The 23,948-nt window shown below is 38.0% G+C and carries 21 protein-coding genes; 20 read left to right on the forward strand and 1 reads right to left on the reverse strand.

Annotated elements, in window-relative coordinates:
* Window positions 1–173 precede the first annotated feature (173 nt).
* The 17 genes from ACQ5H4_RS02865 to ACQ5H4_RS02945 all read left to right on the forward strand — a co-directional run bounded on the left by ACQ5H4_RS02865 (window position 174) and on the right by ACQ5H4_RS02945 (window position 19,098).
* Complete coding sequence (locus tag ACQ5H4_RS02865) at window positions 174–1,232, forward strand: LLM class flavin-dependent oxidoreductase (RefSeq protein WP_430773474.1); 1,059 nt, start codon at window positions 174–176, stop codon at window positions 1,230–1,232.
* Between the two features lie 33 nt (window positions 1,233–1,265).
* Window positions 1,266–2,021 carry a GTP cyclohydrolase II gene (locus ACQ5H4_RS02870; RefSeq protein ID WP_430773475.1) on the forward strand — a complete coding sequence of 252 codons (756 nt, stop codon included), beginning with the start codon at window positions 1,266–1,268 and terminating at the stop codon, window positions 2,019–2,021.
* Window positions 2,014–3,105, forward strand: a complete 1,092-nt coding sequence (gene ribD / locus ACQ5H4_RS02875; protein WP_430773476.1) for a bifunctional diaminohydroxyphosphoribosylaminopyrimidine deaminase/5-amino-6-(5-phosphoribosylamino)uracil reductase RibD — start codon at window positions 2,014–2,016, stop codon at window positions 3,103–3,105. The genes ACQ5H4_RS02870 and ribD overlap by 8 nt, the downstream gene beginning before the upstream one ends.
* Before the next feature lie 65 nt (window positions 3,106–3,170).
* Window positions 3,171–3,755 (forward strand): TetR/AcrR family transcriptional regulator, encoded by a 585-nt coding sequence (locus tag ACQ5H4_RS02880; RefSeq protein ID WP_430773549.1) that lies wholly within the window; start codon window positions 3,171–3,173, stop codon window positions 3,753–3,755.
* Between the two features lie 337 nt (window positions 3,756–4,092).
* Entirely contained in the window at window positions 4,093–5,469 is a 1,377-nt protein-coding gene (locus ACQ5H4_RS02885) for an APC family permease (RefSeq protein ID WP_430773477.1), read from the forward strand.
* A 324-nt stretch (window positions 5,470–5,793) separates the two neighbouring features.
* Window positions 5,794–6,735, forward strand: coding sequence for an agmatinase (gene speB, locus ACQ5H4_RS02890; protein ID WP_430773478.1), 942 nt, complete (start codon window positions 5,794–5,796; stop codon window positions 6,733–6,735).
* 166 nt (window positions 6,736–6,901) lie between these two features.
* Window positions 6,902–7,900: a LacI family DNA-binding transcriptional regulator gene (locus tag ACQ5H4_RS02895; protein ID WP_430773479.1), complete on the forward strand. Its 999-nt coding sequence runs from the start codon at window positions 6,902–6,904 to the stop codon at window positions 7,898–7,900.
* A gap of 296 nt (window positions 7,901–8,196) precedes the next feature.
* Entirely contained in the window at window positions 8,197–9,228 is a 1,032-nt protein-coding gene (locus ACQ5H4_RS02900; RefSeq protein ID WP_430773480.1) for a zinc-dependent alcohol dehydrogenase, read from the forward strand.
* A 46-nt stretch (window positions 9,229–9,274) separates the two neighbouring features.
* Complete coding sequence (locus tag ACQ5H4_RS02905; RefSeq protein WP_430773481.1) at window positions 9,275–10,366, forward strand: NAD(P)-dependent alcohol dehydrogenase; 1,092 nt, start codon at window positions 9,275–9,277, stop codon at window positions 10,364–10,366.
* A gap of 87 nt (window positions 10,367–10,453) precedes the next feature.
* A complete protein-coding gene (locus tag ACQ5H4_RS02910; RefSeq protein WP_430773482.1) occupies window positions 10,454–11,473 on the forward strand; it encodes a TRAP transporter substrate-binding protein in 1,020 nt (339 codons plus the stop codon).
* Between the two features lie 59 nt (window positions 11,474–11,532).
* Window positions 11,533–12,024 (forward strand): TRAP transporter small permease, encoded by a 492-nt coding sequence (locus ACQ5H4_RS02915; RefSeq protein WP_430773483.1) that lies wholly within the window; start codon window positions 11,533–11,535, stop codon window positions 12,022–12,024.
* 4 nt (window positions 12,025–12,028) lie between these two features.
* The gene (locus ACQ5H4_RS02920) at window positions 12,029–13,303 is read left to right on the forward strand and encodes a TRAP transporter large permease (RefSeq protein ID WP_430773484.1); all 1,275 of its coding nucleotides are present in this window, start codon (window positions 12,029–12,031) and stop codon (window positions 13,301–13,303) included.
* A 118-nt stretch (window positions 13,304–13,421) separates the two neighbouring features.
* On the forward strand, window positions 13,422–14,276 hold the full coding sequence (locus ACQ5H4_RS02925; protein ID WP_430773486.1) for a transketolase: 855 nt from the start codon (window positions 13,422–13,424) through the stop codon (window positions 14,274–14,276).
* The gene (locus ACQ5H4_RS02930; RefSeq protein WP_430773487.1) at window positions 14,276–15,235 is read left to right on the forward strand and encodes a transketolase family protein; all 960 of its coding nucleotides are present in this window, start codon (window positions 14,276–14,278) and stop codon (window positions 15,233–15,235) included. The genes ACQ5H4_RS02925 and ACQ5H4_RS02930 overlap by 1 nt, the downstream gene beginning before the upstream one ends.
* 24 nt (window positions 15,236–15,259) lie before the next feature.
* Window positions 15,260–16,687, forward strand: a complete 1,428-nt coding sequence (locus ACQ5H4_RS02935; protein WP_430773488.1) for an aldehyde dehydrogenase family protein — start codon at window positions 15,260–15,262, stop codon at window positions 16,685–16,687.
* A 33-nt stretch (window positions 16,688–16,720) separates the two neighbouring features.
* Window positions 16,721–17,809, forward strand: coding sequence for a tartrate dehydrogenase (locus ACQ5H4_RS02940; RefSeq protein ID WP_430773489.1), 1,089 nt, complete (start codon window positions 16,721–16,723; stop codon window positions 17,807–17,809).
* 146 nt (window positions 17,810–17,955) lie between these two features.
* The gene (locus ACQ5H4_RS02945) at window positions 17,956–19,098 is read left to right on the forward strand and encodes a glycerate kinase (protein WP_430773490.1); all 1,143 of its coding nucleotides are present in this window, start codon (window positions 17,956–17,958) and stop codon (window positions 19,096–19,098) included.
* A 199-nt stretch (window positions 19,099–19,297) separates the two neighbouring features.
* Here ACQ5H4_RS02945 and ACQ5H4_RS02950 read toward each other — a convergent pair whose 3' ends face one another.
* Window positions 19,298–20,755, reverse strand: coding sequence for an aldehyde dehydrogenase family protein (locus tag ACQ5H4_RS02950; protein WP_430773491.1), 1,458 nt, complete (start codon window positions 20,753–20,755; stop codon window positions 19,298–19,300).
* Window positions 20,756–21,061: 306 nt separating this feature from the next.
* On the opposite strand from ACQ5H4_RS02950, the gene ACQ5H4_RS02955 reads away from it, so the two are divergent.
* The 3 genes from ACQ5H4_RS02955 (at window position 21,062) to ACQ5H4_RS02965 (ending at window position 23,943) form a co-directional block, all read left to right on the forward strand.
* The gene (locus ACQ5H4_RS02955) at window positions 21,062–21,508 is read left to right on the forward strand and encodes a YfmQ family protein (RefSeq protein WP_430773492.1); all 447 of its coding nucleotides are present in this window, start codon (window positions 21,062–21,064) and stop codon (window positions 21,506–21,508) included.
* 145 nt (window positions 21,509–21,653) lie between these two features.
* Window positions 21,654–22,082 carry a MarR family winged helix-turn-helix transcriptional regulator gene (locus tag ACQ5H4_RS02960; protein ID WP_430773493.1) on the forward strand — a complete coding sequence of 143 codons (429 nt, stop codon included), beginning with the start codon at window positions 21,654–21,656 and terminating at the stop codon, window positions 22,080–22,082.
* Window positions 22,083–22,179: 97 nt separating this feature from the next.
* The gene (locus ACQ5H4_RS02965; protein WP_430773495.1) at window positions 22,180–23,943 is read left to right on the forward strand and encodes an ABC transporter ATP-binding protein; all 1,764 of its coding nucleotides are present in this window, start codon (window positions 22,180–22,182) and stop codon (window positions 23,941–23,943) included.
* The last annotated feature ends 5 nt before the right edge of the window (window positions 23,944–23,948 follow it).

Consider the following 23,948-nt stretch of genomic DNA (forward strand, 5'->3'; position numbering starts at 1 on the left):
CTCTTTTTAATATATTTTTTTAGGAGACAAAAGCTCTAAGATTGGAATAATATCTTTAAGGTAACATTATCAAGTAATATACAAAAGGAAAACTTACTTGACACCAGTTTATTGTGATATTATAGTTACTTACATAAAGTAACTAAGTGATAATTAATGAGGAGAATATGGTAATGCATGTGAAAAACTCAGGGATAGAAATTGGTCTTTATACACTTGGTGATATTGTACCAGATCCTCATACGGGAAAAGTGATTAGTCCAGGTCAAAGATTGAAGGAAATACTGGATGCATCAAAGCTTGCTGATGAAGCGGGGCTTGATGTTTTTGGGGTTGGTGAGCATCACCGTTTAGATTACGCAATATCTTCTACGCCAGTTGTACTGTCTGCAATGGCTCAACTAACCAAAAATATCAAATTAACGAGTGCAACTACTGTTCTAAGTACCGTTGACCCTGTTCGTTTGTTTGAGGATTTTGCAACATTGGATCTACTCTCTAATGGACGTGCAGAAATCATTGCTGGACGAGGGGCTTTTTTAGAGTCGTTCCCTCTCTTCGGTTTTGATATTAATGAATATAATGAATTGTTTTTAGAAAACATGGATCTATTTTTACAATTAAATCAACAAAAGAAGATCACATGGAATGGTCAATTTCGATCTCCCTTAATGAACGCGGAAATTGCTCCAAGACCCCTGCAAGATAATCTACCCATTTGGGTTGGTGTTGGTGGTTCACCAGAAAGTGCTGAACGTGCGGGTATGCTTGGGGTAGGCATGGCTGTAGCTATTTTAAGTGGAGATTCGATGAAGTTTAAGCCATTAGTTGATTTATACCGACAAGCTGGTAGTAAGGCAGGACACTCATCGGATAAATTAAGAGTAGGAGTTACTGGGCATGGGTATTTTGCAAGTACCAGCCAAAAAGCAAGAGATGAATTTTACCCTTATTATTCTGTATACAAGTCATACGTCAATCAGCAATTAGGGAAAACAGGAAAATTATCAAGAGACGAATTTGATCAATTAACAGATCCCGATACAGCCCTTTTTGTAGGTAGTCCGCAGCAAATCGTAGAAAAAATACTCCGTCAACATGAGCTTTTTGGCCATCAGCGCTTTATAGCACAAATTGATATTGGTGGGTTACCGTTCGAAAAAGTAGCGGAAGGGATCGAGATATTAGCTACAAAGATAGCTCCAATCGTTAGGAGAGAAACAAGTAAGTAGAAGTGAAAATAATAATGAAAAGGGGTTACCTTTTTGACACAGACAAAATTTGATTCAAAAGTTCTTTCTGTTTTAGAAGATAAAATTCAATTAATTAAAACAGGCAAAGGAGCAATTTATTTAGTTGGTCCTATCAAACTACCTGTTAACCTTTACGGTGAAACAGTTGTTTTTCAATGGTATTGTTGGTTAAATTGTGATGAAGTAACAGAAGACTTCGAAAAAATCATCAATAAATTATCTTCTGTTAATTTAGCCGAACTACAACAATCCAGCGTTCTAGCATATGGAGATTTTTCTTATGGAGAAGATGCTATTATTCGAATGCATTCCATCTGTCACACGGGTGATATTTTCGGAAGTAAGAGATGTGATTGTGGATATCAATTAAAACAATCGATGAAAATGATCGTTGACCATGGAACAGGTGCATTATTTTACCTAGCTAACCATGAAGGAAGAGGGATTGGTTTATTTAGTAAAGCAATGGCCTATATTCTCCAGGAAAATGGCTACGATACAGTCGATGCAAACGAAAGTCTCGGTTTTGTAGATGATTCTAGGAATTATTCAGATGCAATTCAAGTACTAAAGGCGCTTCGCTCAAAACCAGTTACCCTTATGACAAATAATCCGAAAAAGCTTGAAGCATTAAAAAATGCGGGGTTAACAGTCTCAGATAGAAAACCATTGTGGGGAGATATATCCGAATACAATGAAAATTATCTTCAAACAAAAATCAAGCGATCAGGCCATTTAGAAGAAGAAGGGAGTTGTCCAAATGACTAACGATGAATTTTATATGGACTTGGCATTAAATAATGCCTTGGCTATGAAAGGACAGACGGATCCAAATCCATTAGTCGGGTCTGTCATCGTTAATAATAATCGGGTAGTAGGAATTGGGGCGCATTTAAAAGCGGGCGAACCACATGCCGAAATTCACGCCATACGTATGGCTGGTGATCAGGCGAGAGGGGGAACGATCTATGTTACCCTTGAACCTTGTTCTCATCACGGGAGAACGGGTCCTTGTGCAGTTGCGATTGTAGAAGCAGGTATTAAGAAGGTAGTCATCGCGACCCTTGATCCAAATCCTGTTGTTTCAGGTAACGGTGTGAAAATCCTTAAAGATGCAGGTATTGAAGTAGTTGTTGGGGTAGGAATGGAAAAATCTCAACAAATGAACGAAGTGTTTAATAAATTTATTGTTCAGAAAAAGCCGTTTGTCACATTAAAGTCTGGTATTACACTTGATGGAAAGATAGCCACTCACACTTCAGATAGCAAATGGATAACTTCAGCAGAGGCTAGAGAAGACGTTCACCACCTTAGAAATCAACATATGGCTATATTAGTAGGAGTAAATACAGTGATTAAGGATGATCCGGAACTAACTGCTCGTATTCCTAATGGAAGGAATCCAATTCGAGTGATTATGGATTCCACTTTAAAACTTCCACTTGATTCAAAGGTTGTAACTGATCACAAGGCAGAAACATGGATTTTCACTAGTGACACCTACGATAACGATAAGAAACAAATATTAGAGGGTATGGGAATTACTGTATTTCATACCTCTGGAAAAAAACAAGTAGACCCTAACGAAGTGGTAAGTATATTAGGTGAAAAGCTAGTATCTTCTCTACTAATTGAAGGTGGAGGAGGAATTAATGCGTCTTTCTTTGAAAAACAGTTGATAGACAAGGTTGTTCTCTATATGGCTCCAAAGTTAATCGGTGGGAGTTTGTCTCCATCGTTCCTGGGAGGGAGCGGTGTAGAAAAAATGAAGGATGCTGTGGAACTTTCAGATTCATCGATTACCCAAATTGGGAAAGATTTTAAATTTGTTGGTTATCCAATTTATAAATGATGTTCATTTGCTCGTAACTCATGATATATAGTAAAATGAATGGAGTTCATTCATTTGAGGTGGTAATGATGAGTCACACCAATGAAAAATATGATAAAATTTTACAAGCTGCCATTGAAGTTATCTCTGAAAAAGGTCTAGACAAAACATCTATTTCCGATATTGTAAAGAAAGCTGGCGTTGCACAGGGTACTTTTTATCTCTATTTTCGGTCAAAAAATGCTCTAATTCCAGCCATTGCTGAAAACTTACTTATGTATTCCCTCAGCAATATAAAAAAGAGAGTAGTAGATACGACAACTTTTTGGGATAAAATAAAGGTGTTTATTGACGAAACGTATCGTATAACGGATGAATACAAAGATGTGCTTGTTCTTTGCTATTCGGGTCTTGCATTAGAGTATTCCCTAGAAACATGGGAAACGATTTATACTCCGTATTATCAATGGTTTGAGGATATACTACAGCATGCGATTGTCCATGAAGAAATTATTAGTAGTTTTCATGTAGAGTGGACATCAAAGATGATTATTAATCTTGTCGAAAATGCAGCTGAGCGTTTCTACATAGCTAAAGATCAAAACATGGTATTAGAAGACTCGAAAGAAGAACTATTCCGATTTCTAGAGAGGTCATTATCAATAAAATGAGGAAATGATTCTATCAAAAACGACAAACAACACACTGTGTTTGTCGTTTTTTAGTTACATTAAAAAATATCTTGCATTCTCTTCCATCATGAAATAAGATAGTTTAAAATGAAAGCGATTACATTAAAGTTATGTGAGATAGTCTAACGAAGAAGTGGAAAGAATAGAAAAGTCTAAGTATATTAACTAATAAGGTTTCTGAATTTGCAGTAATATGAATGACGTTCAGTCATTGTGAGTAATAAGGGAGGGAGGTTATTAATTTTCAACATGTAAAGAAGAGCACATGTTTTCAGTTATCTAAATATTTAAAAAATATTCGTTTGGGGGAAGATACATGCCGGCTGAAAGAATTGAATTAAGAAGATCACTTAAGCTATCGCATATTGTGTTAATGGGTATTGGGTATATGACACCAATGGTTGTTTTCGATACCTTTGGTATTGCTTCCGAAGCTACAGCGGGTCATGTTCCAACAGCATATATCCTCGCCTTGGTTGCAATGTTGTTAACGGCACTTAGTTATAAACAGATGATTCAAGTTTATCCAACCGCTGGATCTGCTTATACGTACACTCAAAAGTCAATAAATCCACATTTAGGCTTTTTAGTAGGATGGGCAGCGCTAATGGACTATTTATTTTTACCAATGGTCAATGCCCTTATTTTTCAAATCTATTTATCTTCTATCTTTCCAGCGGTACCTGAGTGGATATGGGTGGCAGGATTTGTTATCGTGGTGACCTTCTTTAACTTAATGAGTATCAATTCAACGGCAAATTTTAATACTTTCTTAGTTATTCTTCAAGGAACGATTATTTTATTGTTTATTGGAGTCGCTATTAAATATTTATTAAGTGACGGCGGTGTAGCACAAGCATTCTCCATTCAGCCATTTTTTGAACAAGGGTTAGATTCATCTCTTCTTATTGCCGGGGCGACGTTAATGTGTTTTTCATACTTAGGTTTTGATGCGGTGGCAATGCTAGCCGAAGAGACACCCCACTCAAAAAAGACCATTCCAAAGGCCATTTTTCTTACTGCGTTACTAGGTGGATTGATGTTTATTGTCACCTCATATTTTATTCAGCTCGTTTTTCCTAATCCTCAAGACTTTACTGACCTAGAAGCATCATCTCCAGAAATTGCTGCCTCGATCGGAGGATCTATATTCCAGATTGTCTTTATTGCTGGGGGAATAGCTGGCACACTTTCGTCTGGTATTGCTTCACATGCGAGCGTATCGAGACTGTTATATGTTATGGGGAGAGATAAGATCCTACCTGAGAGAATTTTTGGATATGTACATCCCAAGCTTAGAACGCCAGCTTTAAACATTATTATAGTAGGAATAGCTTCTCTATCGGCGATTTTTTTCAGCCTTGCAACTGCTGCTTCATTTATTAATTTTGGAGCTTTAATTGCTTTTACATTTGTAAATATATCAGTCATTGCCCATTATGCCTTTAAGAATAAACGGTACAAAACAGTAAAGGGTTTGTTTTCATATGTCATTATGCCTTTGCTAGGTGCGGGAGCCATTTTCGTTTTGTGGTTAAATCTTGAAAAGAGCTCTATTATTCTTGGTGCGACATGGCTTGCTTTTGGGCTTTTATACCTAATATATCTTACGAGAATGTTTACTAAAAAAGTTAGTAATATCGAATTTAATGAAATGGAAGAACTTGAGCCAACTACGTTAATTAAGATGTAAGGTTTTTTATGAAATAGAAGGGGTGCGAGAAGAACACCATGCACCTACACGGAATAAATAACTCCCCTTCTTAATTGGTAAAAAGGTGGAGATATTCACTTGATATTTTTTTGCTTTTCACTTATATTCAGATTATTAAAAATAAATTTGAGTCATTTTATTTTTTAGGCACAAAAATGAATGACAGTCATTCATATTGTTTAACAGAAAGTTGAGGCGATAAAATGAACATGTTACATTTTTTGATTCCAGTACTCCTTTCAATGAATTTAATTTTGAGTGTGACTAAACCATTCAAAATAAATTTCAGGAGGAAAATAAAAAATGAAATATCCATTATCGCCCGAGGTCAAACCTGAATTTTGTACAACAGGGTCTTTTGTGAGACTACCCGAACAAAGAGAGAATGCCAAACTAGCTATAATTGGCATGCCTTTTGATACAGCCGCTTCCTTTCGGGTAGGAGCGCGTTTTGCTCCGCAGGCCATCCGACAAGCATCGATGACTTTATTTCCGTACCATCCGATTCACAAGGTGTATCCTTTTGAGGAAACAAATGCTATTGATATCGGAGACGTTTCTGTCATCCCTCATAATATTCATAAAAGCTACGAACTTATGGAAGAAGCAGTTAAGGGACTTATGGAAAAGGGGGTCATCCCCATTGGACTAGGAGGAGACCATTCAATTACTCTTGCAAGTTTACGTGCCGCAGCAAAAGTCCATGGACCCGTAGCATTGATTCACTTTGATTCCCACACGGATACTTGGGATACGTATTACGAAGAAAAGTATTGGCATGGCTCTCCTTTTATACGTGCACATGAGGAAGGTTTGGTTGATCCGTCCAAGGTCTTTCAAATCGGGATAAGAGGTACGCTCAACCATCCTGGCGACGTTCAAGAAAGCTATGAATTAGGGTATAACGTCATAACTACTCACGATCTAGAACAAACGGGGTTTGAGAGCGTGCTTACAAAAATGCGGAATGTCATTGGTGATACTCCCGTCTTTTTAACCTTTGATATCGACTTTGTTGACCCCTCTTGTGCACCAGGGACAGGTACGTTAGAGGTAGGTGGTTTCAGTAGTAGAGAAACATTACAAATGATTCGATCACTTACTGGATTCAACTATATTGGATTTGATGTAGTAGAGGTGCTACCTCAGTATGATCAAACACAAATCACCGCTTTATTAGCTGCAACTATAGTGCATGATTTTGCTAGTTTGGCTGCTTTGAAGATTAAAGAGAAGAAGGAATAGAATGTGAGAGAGGGAGTCGAAGTACTTCCTCTCTTTTGGTTGTTTGAAATAACAATTTGCTTGTTTATAAAAAAATCTCTTGCAATAATTGCTAATTTATATAAAATTAAGTAAGCGCTTAACTAAATAAATTAGTGCATCTCAGATTTAAATTAGGAGTGGAAAGATGAAAGTAACTATATATGATGTTGCCAGGGAGGCAAACGTATCAATCGCAACTGTCTCTAAAGTAATTAACAATACAGGGAGAATAGGAGAAAAAACAAAAAGAAAAGTAGAAGAAGTGATGAAGAGGTTGGATTATCAACCCAATATGATGGCTTCTGCTTTAATGGGGAAACAAACAAAAACAATTGGACTTCTTATTCCTGATTTAGCAAATCCATTTTTTTCTGAGCTTGCACGAAGCATTGAGGACCGTGCTCATGAGTTTGGATATAATTTAGTGATCTGTAGCACAGATTATTTGCCAGAGAAAGAGAACAAGTACCTTAATCTGCTTAAAAGAAAGAATGTGGATGGATTTATTTTAGCTTCGGGTTTTGAAAACTTAGAAAAAGTGGAAGAAATGGTGAAGGAAAAAGTACCTGTAGCGATTGTTGCTAGAGACTTCCCAATGTTCTCAATTAATACAGTTGCCCTAGACGATTTTATGGGTGGATATTTGGCCGCTTCTCATTTAATAAAGCTTGGACATCAAAAGATAGCTGTTATTGCTAGGGATGTATGGAGTAATAGGGAAAGACTTCGTGGGTTTAAGCAGGCATTAGAAGAGAAAAACATTGAGTTTATGAGTAACTTTGAATATATTGATGGTCCGAGCCATGTGGAGCCAGGTAAGAAAATGGCACTTAAATATCTTACAGTTGATGATGTTCCTACTGCTATTTTTGCTTGCAATGATTTATTGGCGATTGGTGCTATCCAGGCTGTAAAAGAACTAGGAAAAAGTGTTCCTGACGACGTTTCTATTATGGGGTTTGATAATACACTTATTGCAACTATTGTGGAACCACCACTAACTACCATTGCACAACCGATTCAGAACATGGGTAAAGAGGTTTTGGATTTAATTATATCCATGATCAACGGCGAAAAAAAGGAGGTAATGCGTTTAACATTATTACCTTCGCTTGTAGAAAGAAACTCAACGGCACCATTGTAGTAAGCCAATGGTATAGCAATATAATAGTATAAAATATTCAAAATTTTTTAATAAAACAGTTGATTTTTTAAAAGGTATTGAATACAATTTAACCAATGAGAAAATGATAAAGCGCTTAACTAAAATAAGTGACTTCGTTAGCTTAATAAACTAATAGAATAAAGCACTTTATTTTGACTCTAAAAGTAAGCGCTTTACATAGTTGTTCTAGCATTGATACATAACAGCATGATAATAATATTTTTTTTAATATTAGAGTAAGCGCTTTCTATGACAAAAGGAAGGAGCGGATCATTTTGAAAGCATTAGTAAAAGTGAAAGCAGGCGTAGGGAATGTTTCATTATTAGACATCAACGATCCATCATGTCCTGCTGATAAAGTTAAGGTTGAGGTGAAATACACCGGTATATGTGGAACGGATCTTCATATCTACCACGAAACATTTAAAAACTATCCCCCTGTTATTATGGGCCATGAGTTTTCTGGGATTGTTTCCGAGGTAGGTACCAACATTACCAAGGTAAATGTAGGTGATCGAGTCACTGTTCTTGGTTCTACTGCTTTAACCTGTGGGTCTTGCCAATATTGTAAAACTGGGCATTATATGTTTTGCTCTAATCGAAGAGGTATGGGACACGGTGTGGACGGAAGTTTCACGAAGTATGCTGTTGTTCGGGAAGACATGATTTACAAGTTACCTGACCATGTGAGTCTTGAGGAAGCTGCGATGTCAGAACCACTTGCGTGTGCGGTGCAAGCCATTGAAGAATTAACTACGATTCACGTTGGTGATACCGTGTTATTATCTGGACCAGGCCCAATAGGATTGATTTGCTTATCACTTCTAGTAGTTAAAGGATGCAAAGTGATTGTAGCAGGGACATCCTCCGATTCCTTACGTTTGAAGATTGCAGAAGAACTAGGTGCTGATGTTGTTGTCAATATTGATGAACAGAATCTTGACAGAGTTATTGAGGAAGAGACCAATAGTTTAGGAGTAGATGTAACAGTTGAGTGTGCAGGTGCTGGTCCATCCATCAAGAGCTGTTTGAAAGCGCTAAAAAAGTTAGGAAAACATATTCAAGTCGGCATAGCTGGTAAAGAGATTACTTTAGATTTTGATTTAATTCTATATAAGCAAATCAAAGTTTATGGATCGCTTGCACATTCGATGAAGACATGGGATCGTGTAATACAAATTTTAGATCAGAAAAAGGTTAACCTAACCCCAATTATTACTCATAAGCTTTTACTGTCTGAATGGGAAGATGCATTCCAATTATGTGAGGATAAGAGTTGCGGAAAAGTATTACTTAGCCATGATTAATACTATTTATCTTAGGGCTTAACAGGAATAAAGGAGGAGAATTGGGATGCCTAGCATAAAAGTAGAGTCTTCAGATAATCTCGACCTGGCTATACCTAAAAAAATGAATGTAGCTTATCTTCAAAAACCATTGGAAGTGAGTGTGGATCAAGAGGAGGTACCTTCCGTCTCTGGAAGAGAAGTGCTAGTCAAGGTGATGGCAGTAGGGATTTGCGGATCGGATGTCCACTACTATGCTCACGGTAGGATTGGAAATCGACTAGTTACCTATCCTCATATTCAAGGACATGAGTGTGCTGGAATTGTCGTTGCAACAGGAGACAAAGTTACCCGATTTAAAATAGGCGACCGTGTTGCTGTTGAACCAGGTGTTGCTTGTATGTCCTGTTCGTGGTGTAAGGAAGGTAGGTATAATCTCTGCGCGGATGTAAAGTTTTTATCTACACCGCCAGTAAAAGGAGCATTTGTTCAGTTTTTAAAGCATCCTGAAGATTTTCTATTTCCTATTCCAGATTCACTTACATTTGAGCATGCGTCATTAGCAGAACCTCTTTCGGTAGCCATTCATGCAGTCAATAGAGGAAAGTTAAAACCCGGATCAACTGTAGTCATTACAGGAATGGGGCCCGTTGGGTTAATGACAGTAGTAGCTGCTAAAGCTTATGGTGCAAAAGAGATTATTGTAACGGATATGGAGCCATTGCGACTAGAGACTGCTCAAAAGCTTGGTGCTACCCAAGTCATTGACATATCAAGTACAGATACAATTAAAGAGATAATGCAAGTAACTTCAGGGTTAGGAGCTGACCTTGTCTTTGAAACTTCGGGTAATGTAAGAGCCTTGCAATCTTCTATCAAGATGGTCAAGCGAGGTGGTTCTGTAGTAACAATAGGATTTCCTAATACAGAGGAAGTCCCATTGAATGTGACACTTATGCTGCAGAAGGAAATAGATCTTTTCTCTGTTTACCGATATACCAATACGTATCCATTAGCAATTAATATATTAGAGGATTTAGGCAGTCAAATCGAACCAATTATTACGGATCGATATTCTTTAGAACAAATAAACGAGGCTATGTATCAAGCCTATGCTAATAGAAGTAATAGCTTGAAGGTAATTGTTTTTCCAAACTAATTTTTTACTGGATAGATTATGGGCACAAGGGTACAGGAGTAAATTTTTCAATAGAGATTACTTATAAAATTAAAGGGGGAAATAGAAATGAAGAAACTGGTAAAAGGGACTACACTGGCAGCTGTACTAGCAATGACGTTAGCAGGATGTGGGGGTGGGTCTGAAACTCAGTCTGCCAATGCTGATGCATCAGAAAATAAACAAATCGTATTTGATTTAAGTATTCCTGAGCCAGAAGGAGCAAAGTTTGATGTGGCAGCAAAGGCTTTCAAAGATGAATTAGAAGAATTAACGGACGATCAACTAACCGTAAAAATTCATTATAATAACTCGCTTGGTGGAGAACGAGAAGTGTTTGAATTAATGGGTATGGGTTCCTTGGATATGGCCATTCAATCCGCTGGGCCAATGGGTAACTGGGTTCCTGAATTTAATATGTTTGATCTTCCTTTCCTTTTTGACAATCTTGAACACGCACGAGCTGTGTTAGATGGTGAAATTGGGGATGAACTTGCTCAAAAATTTGAAACAGAAACAAATGTAAAAGTACTTGGTTGGGTTGAAAATGGTTTTGTTGCAACATCTTCAAATAAACCTATTAAGACTGTGGACGACGTAAAGGGATTAAAAGTTCGTGTGCAGGAAAATGAGTTACAGATTGATGCATGGAAAGCATATGGAGCGGACGCTACACCTATGGCATGGACTGAGGTGTTTACTGGATTACAACAAGGGGTTATTGATGGGCATTCTAACTCTTTAGCAACCATTCAAACATCAAAGATTTTTGAAGTCCAAAGTCATGTTGCATTATTAGAAGACCGTTACGCCCCAGGTCCGATTTCTATTAGTAAGAAAACGTTTGATAGTCTTACACCAGAGCAACAAGAGGCTGTTATTAAGGCAGCTGAGCACGCAGAACCAATTGGAAGACAAGCGAACGATGCCAAAGTTAGTGAAGCAGCTGATTTCCTTAAAGAACAGGGGTTGGAGTTGACAGAACCTGACAAGGAATCGTTTAAAGCAAAGACCGATTCTGTATATAAGAAATGGGCACCTAAGATTGGTGAGGGAATGATTGAAAAAGTAAAGAATTTTAAGTATTAGTATCCTCTTGAGGGCAATATGAACGGTGAAATATTGTCCTCCCTTAAGGAGTTGAAAAAATGAAGAGCATAAGCGGAATGTATATTCGAACGATCGATAAGCTGAACAAATTTTTTGGCTATGCCTTAGCTTGTATATTAGCATTTATGACAATCATTATCTTCTGGCAGGTCATCGCACGATATGTAGTAGGTTCTTCCTTAGCTTGGTCTGAGGAATTATCGCGGTTTCTGATGATCTTAATGATTTTAATTGGCTCTTCCTTAGCTCTTAGAGATAACGAGTTAATATCTGTGGAAATTCTTCCAGAAGTATTAAAAGGAAAAGCTAAAAAATGGCTAACTATTTTAGTGCATTTCATATCGACTTTCTTTTATATCGTTTTAATGTTCTATGGGTGGAAGGTAGCACAAAGTTTTGGAAATCAAATTGCTCCTGGAACAGGAATTTCAATGTTCTTTATTTACCTTTCCTTACCTCTTGGAGGGCTACTGCTTCTGTTAAATACAATAACATGTATTTTAGAACAGTTTATAGGAAGAAAGGAGTGATGGGATGTTACCAGTATTTTTTATTTCACTATTTGTGTTTATTTTCTTAAGTGTACCAGTGGCATTTTCTTTAGGGTTGTCTACGGTATTAGGAGTGTGGCTGCATGATACACTGCCTTTAGAAATTGTTCCTCAAAGGATATTTGTTTCTATGAATTCCTTTCCTTTGATGGCCATTCCTTTCTTTATCCTTGCTGGAAATTTAATGGGTGCCGGGAGTATGTCAAAGAGGCTTGTTAATTTTGCTAGCTCACTTGTTGGCCATTTTACCGGTGGCTTAGCCATGGTGGCAATCGTGACATCCATGTTTTTTGCGGCTATTTCAGGTTCGGGAGCAGCAACTACAGCTGCTATTGGATCCATACTGATTCCAGCCATGGTGGCCAGAGGTTATAAAATTGAGTATGCAGCAGCAAATCAAGCCGTTTCCGGAGCATTGGGAATCATTATTCCACCAAGTATTGCTATGATCCTGTACGGAGTGGCTGCAGAGGTCTCAATTGGAGATCTGTTTATTGCAGGAATTCTCCCGGGGTTATTGATCACTTTCTCTCTACTTGTAAGTGCGTATATTATTGCCAATCGGAATGGTTATAAAGGGGAAGAGAGAAAAGGTTTTCCGGATGTATTAAAGTCTTTCAAAGAATCAATTTTAGCATTATTGATGCCAATAATCGTACTAGGTGGGATTTATTCGGGTATTTTCACTCCAACGGAAGCTTCAGTTGTAGCTGTTGTTTATTCATTTGTAGTTGGTTATTTCGTTTACCGAGACCTAAGCATATTACAAGTGGCTGATACATTAAAGAAATCCGCTATAAGCAGTTCCGTTATTATGATAGTCATTGGAACGGCAGGATTATTTGGGTTCTTTATTGAAATGAATGGTGTACCGGGTATGATTTATAGTTCTATCTCAGATGTCATAACAAATAAATATATCTTTTTAATTATCGTTAATATCATTTTATTTGTGGCTGGTATGTTCCTAGAGGGGGGAGCGGCAATCCTAATTTTTGTGCCATTATTACTAGGTACTGCAGTAAATTTAGGAATTGATCCTGTTCACTTTGGGGTCATAATGGTGTGTAACTTAGCAATTGGTCTAGTAACACCACCAGTTGGCATTGATTTATTCGTGGTTTCACAGCTAACGAAGTTATCGATTGTAAGAATTGCCAAAGCAGTCATTCCATTGATCTTTATTTTAATCGTAGACGTGCTAGTGATTTCTTTCTTCCCACCACTTTCTACTTGGCTGCCTTCTCTTTTAAAATAGCAAGAATTGTTTGATTGAAAAAGCAAGATAAGTTCATCTTCTTATCTTGTTTATTTTTCACCATTTTGGTAAAGCGCTTAACTAAATAATACAAATGGAACTAAAGGAGGATTTTTTTATGAATTCGTCGTTAAGTAAGGAAAAAATAATGTTACTAAAAGAAAAAGCATCTGAGGCTAGGAAACTGATAATTGAGACCGTTCATCATGCAGGGGCGGGTCATATCGGAGGTCCGATGTCAGCAACCGATATTTTAACCAATTTATATTTTCATGAAATGAATATCGATCCTGATGATCCAAGAAATGAGGAAAGAGATCGATTTGTATTGTCTAAGGGACATTCAGCGATTGGCCTTTATGCAGTTTTGGCATTGAGAGGCTATTTACCAGTAGAAGAACTCCAAACCTTTGATTCATTAAATTCCCGTTTGCAGGCTCATCCAGATATGAACACTCTACCTGGTCTTGACATGTCTACTGGTTCTTTAGGTCAGGGAATCTCTGCGGCTGTTGGAATTGCGTTAGGGGCGAAGCTTCAAGGTAAAAGATACCGAACGTACTGCATGATTGGAGATGGAGAATCTCAAGAAGGGCAAGTATGGGAGGCTGCGGATATTGCTTCTAAATATGAACTAGATAATTTAGTTGGCATCCTTGATTATAATAAGCTGCAGCAATTTGGTTGGAGTGGAGAAGAGAAGTCTAGAAAGAGCCCTATCCATGACCCAAAAGATAGATGGGAATCCTTTGGATGGCACGTGATTGAAATTGACGGCCATAACCAAGAGGAAATAGAGAATGCATTCAATGAAGCGAGAATAGTTAAGACAAAACCAGTTATGATCATTGCAAACACAGTAAAAGGCAAGGGTGTTTCATTTATGGAAAACCAATATCTATGGCATTCGCGTATTCCGACAGATGATGAGCTAAATCAGGCGAAAAAAGAACTCGAAATGGGGGCATTGTAATGAAAAGTGTAGTTCCACAAAAAAATGTATCAATGAGGGATGTGTTTGGCGATACACTACTTAAATTTTCCTTGGAGTCCAGTCGAGTGTATGCGATTGATGGTGACTTAGCGAACTCTACCAAATTAGATACAGTGGCTAATGGCAATCCAAAGAAGTTTCTACAAATGGGAATTGCTGAACAGAATATGATGAGTGTTGCTGCTGGACTTGCGACAACGGGTTTACAGCCTTGGGCATGTACATTTGCTGCCTTCTTGTCCAAACGGGCAATTGATCAAATACAAGTTCAAATTGCACAGCCGAAGCTAGATGTGAAAATGATTGGTGCTTATAGCGGTTTATTAACGGGAGTTACAGGAAAAACACACCAGTCACTTGAAGATATTGCGATCTTCCGCTCTCTTGCCAATATGGTTGTTCTTGCTCCCGCAGATGCCATTGAAATGAAGCAAATGATGGAGTTTGCACATAAGTACGAAGGTCCTGTCTATATACGAATCGCACGTGATCCGTATCCTGTAATTGTTGATGGTAAGTATCAGTTTGAATTCGGGAAAGCTGCTACCTTAAAAGATGGAAAAGATATAACGATTATTTCAACAGGAACACAAACTAGTCGTTCATTAGTGGCTGCGAAACAACTAGAAGCCGAAGGGATTTCAGTTGCGGTTGTTCATATGCCTACGATCAAACCTTTGGATACTGAAGCAATCGTTAAAGCAGCAGAGTGCACTGGAGTTATTGTAACCGCTGAAGAACATAGTATTTATGGTGGACTAGGAAGTGCTGTGGCAGAGGTACTAGTTGAAGAATTTCCAGTTCCGATGTTACGTGTAGGTGTGAAGGATGTAAACTCTGAATCTGCAAATAATGACGATTTGCTTGAAAAGTATGGGCTTTCTGAAGGACATATCGTTAAAGTTGTGAAAGAAGCACTAAAGAAGAAACAAAAATAAATAAATCAGAGGGGACTGGAAAGCATGCAAACGAGTATTGTAACGGAAAAACTTTTTATAGATGGTAAATGGGTCGAAACGTCAAACACACACAAAGTGTATAACAAATTCACGGGTGAGCTATTTTCTGAAATTTGTATAGCTGATGAATTAAGCGTAAATCAGGCAGTCGAAGCAGCGGTCTATGCACATAAATATACGCAGTTTCCAGCCGATTTCCGCTACCAAGTATTGATGAAAACTGCTGAACTATTGTTACAGGATGTTGATGCTTTAGCAGAGATTATCGCGAAGGAAGGGGGAAAGCCGATTACTGACGCAAAGGCAGAAGTGAGACGTTCAGCCTCTACCCTACAGATCGCTGCAGATGAAGCCAAAAAGCTAGTCGGAGAAATCATACCGAACTACAATGTACAGGGCCGCTTTCTATATACAATAAAAAAGCCGGTTGGGGTAGTCGCCGCGATTACACCATTCAATTTCCCACTGAATCTAGTGGTGCACAAAGTAGCACCAGCTTTAGCAGCAGGTAATCCAGTAATTCTAAAGCCGGCATCCGACACAGCCACTATTGCTATTAAACTATGTGAATTGTTAGAACAAGCCGGTGTTCCTAAAGGTTTCTTACACTGTGTAATAGGAAGCGGTGGAACTGTAGGGGAACAACTTTTAAACGATGAAAGAATTACACATTATACATTTACCGGATCACCTGCAGTAGGAAAACATATACAAAAAACCATTGGTTTAAGAAAAGCGACATTAGAGCTAGGTTCAAACTCTGCTACGATTGTTCATGGAGATGCGGACATTTCGAAAGCAGCCGCAAAACTTGCTAAGATGGCATTTGCGCATGCTGGACAAATTTGTATTTCAGTACAGAGAATATTTGTTCAAAACCCAGTAAAGGAAAAGTTTCTTGAACTATTTTTGAGCGAAGTGTCTCGCTTAAAGGTAGGAGATCCTCTTGACCCAGAAACCGTTGTTGGTCCCATGATTAGTGTAAAAGAAGCGGAACGAATTGAGCAGTGGGTAGAGGAAGCGGCGTCAGCGGGTGCTGAAATATTAACAGGTGGAAAGCGTGAGGGAAGTATTTATTATCCGACAGTCATTACAAATATAAAAAAGGGAATGAAAGTGTCAGACGAGGAAGTGTTTGCCCCAGTAGTAACTGTAACTTCATACGATACTCTTGAAGAAGCAATTGAATGGGTGAATGATTCAAAATATGGTCTTCAAGCCGGTATTTACACATCTGACTTAAGTCTTTCTTATAAAATTCCATACCTTCTTGAGGTTGGTGGAGTTGTAATCAACGATACCTGTTGTTTCCGGACAGATCAGATGCCATATGGAGGAGTAAAAGAAAGTGGGAATGGCAAGGAAGGTCCAGCTTACGCCATTCAGGAACTTGTTGAAACAGTAACCGTTGTAGTAAACCTCGAAGATTAATAGTCTAAAAGTATTTTAGGAGGGTTGGTTAAAATGAAAACCTTTAAGATTGCCGTCATCCCAGGTGATGGAATCGGTCCTGAAGTGATTAATGAAGGAATCAAACTGATGAATCGAATCGCTGAACTGGACGGACGAATGAAATTCCAGTTTACACATTTCTCATGGGGATGCGAATATTATTTAAAGCACGGGAGGATGATGGATGAGGACGGGATCGAGCAGCTGAAAAGCTTTGATGCTATCTACCTTGGGGCAGTTGGCTATCCAGGTGTTCCAGATCATATTTCACTTTGGGACCTCCTTTTAAGAATCCGTAAAGAGTTTGATCAATACGTAAATATTCGCCCTATTACTCTTTTAAACGGTGCACCTTGTCCCATAGTCGGAGGAAGTAAAGATACGATTGATATGCTCTTTATTCGAGAGAATAGTGAGGGAGAGTATGCAGGAGCTGGAGACTGGCTTTTCAAAGGAAAGCCTCAGGAAGTGGTTCTTCAGACAGGTGTCTTTTCAAGAGTAGGTACCGAGCGAATTATTCGTTATGCATTTGAAACAGCATCTAGAGAAGGAAAGACTTTAACTAGTATTAGTAAAGGAAATGCCCTGAACTATTCAATGGTTTTCTGGGATCAAGTGGTTGAGGAAGTGGGTAAGGAATACCCAAATGTTAAAACCTACTCCTATTTAGTGGATGCAGCAGCCATGTTTATGATTAAGGATCCAAAGAGATTTGAAGTAGTAGTAACTTCGAACTTATTCGGTGATATACTAACCGATTTGGGAGCGGCACTGGCAGGGGGATTAGGATTGGCCGCTGGAGCTAATATTAATCCTGAAAGAAAGTACCCTTCCATGTTTGAACCAATTCATGGATCAGCACCAGACATTGCTGGAAAGGGAATAGCAAACCCTCTAGCAGCTATTTGGTCTGCCAGTCAAATGTTTGACTTCTTTGGTTTCGAGGATATTGGCAAGCAGATCCTTCATTCCATGGAGCAAACGCTAGTAGAGGGTTCTATACTTACTCCAGATTTGGGTGGTTATGCTTCTACTTCAGAGGTTGGGGCACGTGTTGTAGAACTGTACACTGAAGTGGCTCAATCAAATGCAAGAGTATAAGTAATCATTTTATAAGGACTAGACAAAGTAGCTACTATTAGGTAGTTACTTTGTTGTTTATTGAGCTAATTAAACTAATGAATAATATTGGGAATTTTCAGAAACTATGATATATTGTTCTAATATTCAGAGAAAAAGGTGGGAATATGAAAATTCTAGTAGCTCCAGATTCCTATAAAGGCAGCTTATCAGCCCTTCAAGTGGGGACAATTATCAAGGATGCCTTTAGTAGGGAACTACCAGATCTAGATGTAGAAATCATTCCAATGGCTGACGGAGGTGAAGGTACACTAGAAACTCTCGTTTTTGCAACTAAAGGGAAGCGAGTTAAGGTCCAAGCAAGAGGGCCATTACAACAATCAATAGAAACAGAATTTGGTGTTTTAGGAGATGGAAAAACAGCTGTCATTGAAGTAGCGGCTATTTCAGGATTGCCAATGGTCCCCATACAGGAGCGTAACCCAAAGCAGACAACTACATACGGAATTGGCGAAGTGATTTTACATGCCATGGAGGATGGATATCGAGAATTTATTGTAGGACTTGGGGGAAGCTCAACTAACGATGGTGGCATGGGAATGCTTCAAGCTCTTGGTGCAACATTCTTTAATAACGATGGGGAGACGCTGCCACCAGTTGGAGAATCCATTTTTCATGTGAAAAGGGTGGATTTATCTTCATTACATCCCCTCTTAAAAGAATGCAAGTTTATGATTGCGAACGATGTTACCAACCCATTATGTGGAAAGAATGGTGCCTCCTATGTTTTTGGTCCACAAAAAGGGATCGAAAGCGACAAACTGGAAGAGTTTGATCAAGCCATGAAACAATATGCACTTCTTGTTGAAAATCAATTAGGTGCGGAATTAAAACACATAGATGGTGCTGGTGCTGCAGGTGGGTTAGGTTTTGCCTTTCTCATGCTAAATGGAATAATGAAATCTGGTTCGAGAATTGTTGCCGAAGTAACGAATTTAAGACATTCCATAAAGAATTCAGATTTTGTTATTACGGGAGAAGGACAAAGTGATTTTCAAACACTATTTGGAAAAGTACCTATCTATATAGCGAATTTGGCAAATGAAGAAGGTGTCAAAACAATCTTGCTTTCTGGAAGCTTGGGCGAAGGACATGAGAAACTGCGTGACTATTTTATGAGCTGCCATTCCATAACAGTGGGCCCAATCTCTCTTGAGGAATGCATGAACAATGCCGAGCGACTTTTGTATAACCAAGCGAGAAATATTGCTTCATTCCTGAAGGGGATATTAAGTGATGCAGACCTTTAAATAGTAAGCGTTTCCCAAGGGTAAGCATTCTATGAAAGTTGATGTTCCTAGAGTACGAGTGTTAATTGGTTCAAGTTCTATAGAGATATATACCAAGATGCTGATGCAGTTAATAATAATTCAATTGATTATAAGTGAAGGGAGTAGAGACGAAAATATTCTACTCCTTTTTAGTTATTGTGGATTGTATTTATAAATATTAGAACGGATATTTTCTATCAGTTGTCTGCACGGAGATCCATTTTGTCACAGTAAATTCTTCGACAACCCATGGGTTACCAAATCTCCCTAAACCGCTTGCCTTATTGCCGCCGAATGGAATATTTGGTGCATCATTTACCGTTTGATCGTTTACGTGGGTCATTCCAGAATCAATTTGAAGAGCTAGTTCCTCGCCACGCGCTAAGTCACTTGTGAAAATGGATGAGCTTAATCCGTAAGCAGTGTCGTTAGCGATTTCTATGGCTTCATTATCTGTCTTTGCATTAATAATAGAAGCAATCGGAGCAAATAGTTCAGTTTGTGCTAGTTTGCTAGAATTTTTTACGTTTGTGAATACATATGGTGTCAGCACATTTCCAACTCTTTTTCCTTCTAAAGCGACCGTAGCACCTTCCTGTTTTGCCTCTTCAATATATTGAAGAGCCTTTGTTATTTGGTGTTCATTAATGAGTGGACCGATGATTGTTTGAGGATCACTTGGATTTCCATAGGGAAGTTCTTTTGCCCTAGCAACAAATTTTTCAACAAATTCATCATATTTATCTTGGTGTACAATAATTCGGTTAACAATCATACAGATTTGACCTTGGTGGATAAATTTACCGAATATCGCAGCATTAACCGCTTGGTTTATATCAGCATCTGAGAGCACAACCAATGGGCTGTTCCCTCCTAATTCAAGTGCAACACGCTTCAAGTTTTGACCGGCAATTCCGCCAATATATCTTCCGACAGTAGAAGAACCGGTAAAACAGATCAAATCCAAGTTTGGATTAGTTAACATCCCATCACCAATTTCTTCAATATCCGTCAATATGACATTCAGAACACCTTTTGGAAGACCAGCATGCTCAAAGGCTTTTGCAATAATTGAACCTCCAGAAAGCCCAACTTGGATATCGGGTTTATGAACAATACTATTGCCTAATGCAATGGCAGGAGCGATCGCTCTCATCGAAAGGTTTAATGGAAAGTTAAAAGGAGTAATAGAAGAGATCACCCCGAGAGGAAGCTTATACACATGATTTAACTTTTCTGGGGAACCCGGGATTTCTTTAATTTTATATATTTCATCACAATAGATAATGGCTTCCTTTAAAAAATCAATGGCTAAGTGATGTTCAACATTGGCCTTTAATATTGTCCCACCAGTTTCACGGATGATTGTATTTACAACTTCTTCTTTGTTCACAGTTAAATAGTCGATAGCCCGTTGGAGAACTGTTCTACGTTCTTCCACTGTCGATTTAGCCCATTCTTTTTGAGCCACCCTTGCTATCTTAAATGTTTCATCAAGCTGTTCACTTGTTGCCAATCTAACAGATGTGACTACAGAACGGTCGTAGGGATTTAAAATATCATAGGTTCGTGTGCTTTCACCTTCCGCCCATTCACCATTAATATAACTTTTGTTTAACACCTTAATAAATTGCATACTCATTCCTCCTCTTTTTTTTTTTTGTTGATAGCGTTTTCATTTTTAGGTAAAAATCAAGTAGGTGATGTTAGGAATTATATGAGTATGTAATTGGGTTGTAAACAGCCTTATTGCTATATATGCAACTTTTTAATAATGTTAAGTTTTTTTTGTTCCTAGTGGCTTACAAGTAAGTGGTTAATTTCATTTAGTAAAGTGGCTAGTAGGTATCTGGTTAATAATAATTGGTTTTATGTTATTATTCAAATATAAAAAATAACATCGAAAAATTGTTATTTGTAAATAACTACGGAGATGATAAATATGGTCTGGACTATTTTGTTTTTAATTCTTATAAGTTTAGTTAAAGTATTACCAACCGTACTTCCACTAGGAGCAGTTGAATGGATTATGAGCAAGTTTGCAACTCACTCGAAGCTTGATGATCAAAAGGTTTCTGTCACTATAGATGAAAATTCTTTAGATCATGGAGAGAAGATGGTATTTATTAAGGACTTTAATGAAGTGATCTTTATGGAAAAATATTATATTTATCCAGGAACAGAACATTCATATTTACCACCAGATAAAGATGGAAAACACATCATTATTGAAGCGAAAATGGGGAAAAACGATGTGAGACTATACCTTTATCATGATAAGAATTCAATTGATGTGGTCAAACAGTTCAAGAAAAAGGTCATTTCGTATAATATTCATTCAGAAAAATTACAGGAATACTTTATTTCAAAAGGTAAGATAATAGTTTAATCGTATGATGCTGTGTGGACGGATTATTTATAGATTGATAGGAAAACTACTAAATATTTCTTGGTAGTTTTTCTATTTCACTTGACAATAGAGGTCGAACAGGAGTAATTTATCTAATAGGGTTAGATAAATTAGAAGGGAGCTTATGATGGATTATAAAGAGTTGGCGGAAGAGCTGTTACGTAATATGACGAGAACAGCTAAGATGCCATTTCAGAAAAAAGTGGAAGATATTTCGCATGGAGAAAAGAAAATATTAGGATTCCTTACGTTTGCAAAGAGCAGTGCTACTTCAGGTGAACTTAGTGAGGCATTATATCTAACTACTCCTCGTGTGGCGTCCGCACTCAATAGCTTAACCAAAAAAGGATTTATTGAACGCAGCAGAGATGCTAATGATAAACGCGTTGTCATTGTCACGATTACTGAAGAGGGAATTCATTTTATGGAAGAGGAACGCAAAGAGGCGTTATCGATGATTGAGCAAACACTTGAAAAACTTGGGGAACATGATGCGAAAGAATTTGTTCGTATCTTGAAAAGAATAACCGACATTACCATTGAAAATGAGTAATCAACGATGCAGGCACATAATATACGTCTGCTTTTAATTAATAAAGTATCTAACACTATTAGGTTTTTAGAGAAATGTATGGTAAGGGGGTAAATGAATGTTAAAAATTTTTAAGCATCTTCAGGGAAAAGACTGGTCATTAATTATGTGCAGCTTGGTGTTTATTGTCGCACAGGTTTGGCTTGATTTAAAACTCCCTGACTATATGTATGAAATTACCATGCTCGTACAAACAGAAGGAAGTAAGATGAGTGAGGTTCTCGTTCAGGGAGGATACATGATTCTATGTGCAGTAGGCAGTATGATCGCTGCTATGATTACTGGCTTTTTTGCCGCAAAAGTTGCAGCGGGATTTTCTGTTCGTCTTCGTGGAATGGTATTTGACAAGACGATGTCTTTCTCGATGGAAGAAATCAATGGTTTTTCCACCTCGAGTTTGATTACACGCTCAACCAATGATATTACACAAATTCAGCTACTAATTGCAACTGGACTTCAAGTCTTAGTCAAAGCTCCCATTTTAGCAGTTTGGGCAGTTCTTAAAATCATGGGGAAGAGCTGGCAATGGACAGCTGCTACTGGTTTTGCCGTATTGTTTCTCATTGTCATGCTAGCCGTCATTATTATTGTCGCTTTGCCAAAGTTTAAAGTGATTCAAAGCTTAACGGACAATTTAAACCGAGTAACAAGAGAACATTTGTCTGGCATTCGGGTCGTTCATGCCTATAATGCTGGAGCCTATCAGGAAGAAAAGTTTGACCAAGCGAACAATGATCTTACGAATACGAATTTATTTACAAGCCGAGTGATGGCAATTTTGATGCCAACGATGGGATTAATCATGTCTGGTCTCGGTCTAGTCATTTATTGGATTGGAGCATTTTTAATCAACCAGGCTGCTGTACCTGATCGACTATCCTTGTTCTCAGATATGGTTGTATTCTCGTCATATGCGGTGCAGGTAATCATGGCCTTTATGATGCTTTCGTTTGTGTTTATTATGCTTCCTCGGGCATCGGTCTCTGCTAAACGTATTAACGAAGTACTAAATACAAAGGCAAAAATTATAGATGGAAATTTGACCGAGGGTAAGGAAGGTCTTTCTGGAGAAATTGAATTCCGAAATGTTAGTTTTAAATACCCAGACGCAAAAGACTATATCCTTCGTAACGTCAGCTTCACCGCACATAAAGGAGAAACGTTGGCCATTATTGGGTCAACCGGTAGTGGGAAAACTTCATTAGTAAATTTGATCCCGCGATTTTATGATGCAACGGAGGGAGAAATTTTCATTAATGGAGTGAACGTGAAAACTTATTCTCAGGAAGCATTACACGATAAGCTCGGGTATATATCTCAAAAAGCTGTTTTATTCAGAGGGACCGTGTCTTCCAATGTAGCTTACGGTCACAACATAGACAACGTATCCGAAGAAACAGGTATTAAAAAAGCGATAGAAATTGCACAAGCAACAGAATTTGTTGAAAAAATGGAAAATCTGTACGAAGGTGAGATTGCTCAGGGTGGTACAAATATTTCTGGAGGACAGAAACAAAGATTATCTATCGCACGTGCGATTTTCAAACAACCTGAAATTTATTTGTTCGATGATTCATTTTCTGCATTAGATTATAAGACTGATAGAATATTGCGTTCGTTATTGAAAAAAGAAATTAAGGATGCCACAGCGATCATTGTGGCACAACGAATAGGTACCATTAAAGATGCAGACCGAATTGTTGTTTTAGACGATGGGGAAGTCGTCGGCATGGGAACGCATCTAGAGCTTATGATCAATTGCGAAGTATATCAAGAAATTGCTTATTCTCAATTGTCAAAGGAGGAGCTTGAAATTGGGTAAGAAAA

The sequence above is a fragment of the Bacillus coreaensis genome, assembly GCF_050586445.1.
Lineage (GTDB): Bacteria > Bacillota > Bacilli > Bacillales > Cytobacillaceae > Robertmurraya_A > Robertmurraya_A coreaensis.

Excerpts from the sequence above, each read along its gene's own strand:
- ACQ5H4_RS02865 (WP_430773474.1), top strand. The coding sequence starts at position 174 with ATGCATGTGAAAAACTCAGGGATAGAAATTGGTCTTTATACACTTGGT.
- ribD (WP_430773476.1), top strand. The coding sequence starts at position 2,014 with ATGACTAACGATGAATTTTATATGGACTTGGCATTAAATAATGCCTTG.
- ACQ5H4_RS02880 (WP_430773549.1), top strand. The coding sequence starts at position 3,171 with ATGATGAGTCACACCAATGAAAAATATGATAAAATTTTACAAGCTGCC.
- ACQ5H4_RS02885 (WP_430773477.1), top strand. The coding sequence starts at position 4,093 with ATGCCGGCTGAAAGAATTGAATTAAGAAGATCACTTAAGCTATCGCAT.
- speB (WP_430773478.1), top strand. The coding sequence starts at position 5,794 with ATGAAATATCCATTATCGCCCGAGGTCAAACCTGAATTTTGTACAACA.
- ACQ5H4_RS02895 (WP_430773479.1), top strand. The coding sequence starts at position 6,902 with ATGAAAGTAACTATATATGATGTTGCCAGGGAGGCAAACGTATCAATC.
- ACQ5H4_RS02905 (WP_430773481.1), top strand. The coding sequence starts at position 9,275 with ATGCCTAGCATAAAAGTAGAGTCTTCAGATAATCTCGACCTGGCTATA.
- ACQ5H4_RS02910 (WP_430773482.1), top strand. The coding sequence starts at position 10,454 with ATGAAGAAACTGGTAAAAGGGACTACACTGGCAGCTGTACTAGCAATG.
- ACQ5H4_RS02915 (WP_430773483.1), top strand. The coding sequence starts at position 11,533 with ATGAAGAGCATAAGCGGAATGTATATTCGAACGATCGATAAGCTGAAC.
- ACQ5H4_RS02920 (WP_430773484.1), top strand. The coding sequence starts at position 12,029 with ATGTTACCAGTATTTTTTATTTCACTATTTGTGTTTATTTTCTTAAGT.
- ACQ5H4_RS02925 (WP_430773486.1), top strand. The coding sequence starts at position 13,422 with ATGAATTCGTCGTTAAGTAAGGAAAAAATAATGTTACTAAAAGAAAAA.
- ACQ5H4_RS02930 (WP_430773487.1), top strand. The coding sequence starts at position 14,276 with ATGAAAAGTGTAGTTCCACAAAAAAATGTATCAATGAGGGATGTGTTT.
- ACQ5H4_RS02935 (WP_430773488.1), top strand. The coding sequence starts at position 15,260 with ATGCAAACGAGTATTGTAACGGAAAAACTTTTTATAGATGGTAAATGG.
- ACQ5H4_RS02940 (WP_430773489.1), top strand. The coding sequence starts at position 16,721 with ATGAAAACCTTTAAGATTGCCGTCATCCCAGGTGATGGAATCGGTCCT.
- ACQ5H4_RS02945 (WP_430773490.1), top strand. The coding sequence starts at position 17,956 with ATGAAAATTCTAGTAGCTCCAGATTCCTATAAAGGCAGCTTATCAGCC.
- ACQ5H4_RS02950 (WP_430773491.1), bottom strand. The coding sequence starts at position 20,755 with ATGCAATTTATTAAGGTGTTAAACAAAAGTTATATTAATGGTGAATGG.
- ACQ5H4_RS02955 (WP_430773492.1), top strand. The coding sequence starts at position 21,062 with ATGGTCTGGACTATTTTGTTTTTAATTCTTATAAGTTTAGTTAAAGTA.
- ACQ5H4_RS02960 (WP_430773493.1), top strand. The coding sequence starts at position 21,654 with ATGATGGATTATAAAGAGTTGGCGGAAGAGCTGTTACGTAATATGACG.
- ACQ5H4_RS02965 (WP_430773495.1), top strand. The coding sequence starts at position 22,180 with ATGTTAAAAATTTTTAAGCATCTTCAGGGAAAAGACTGGTCATTAATT.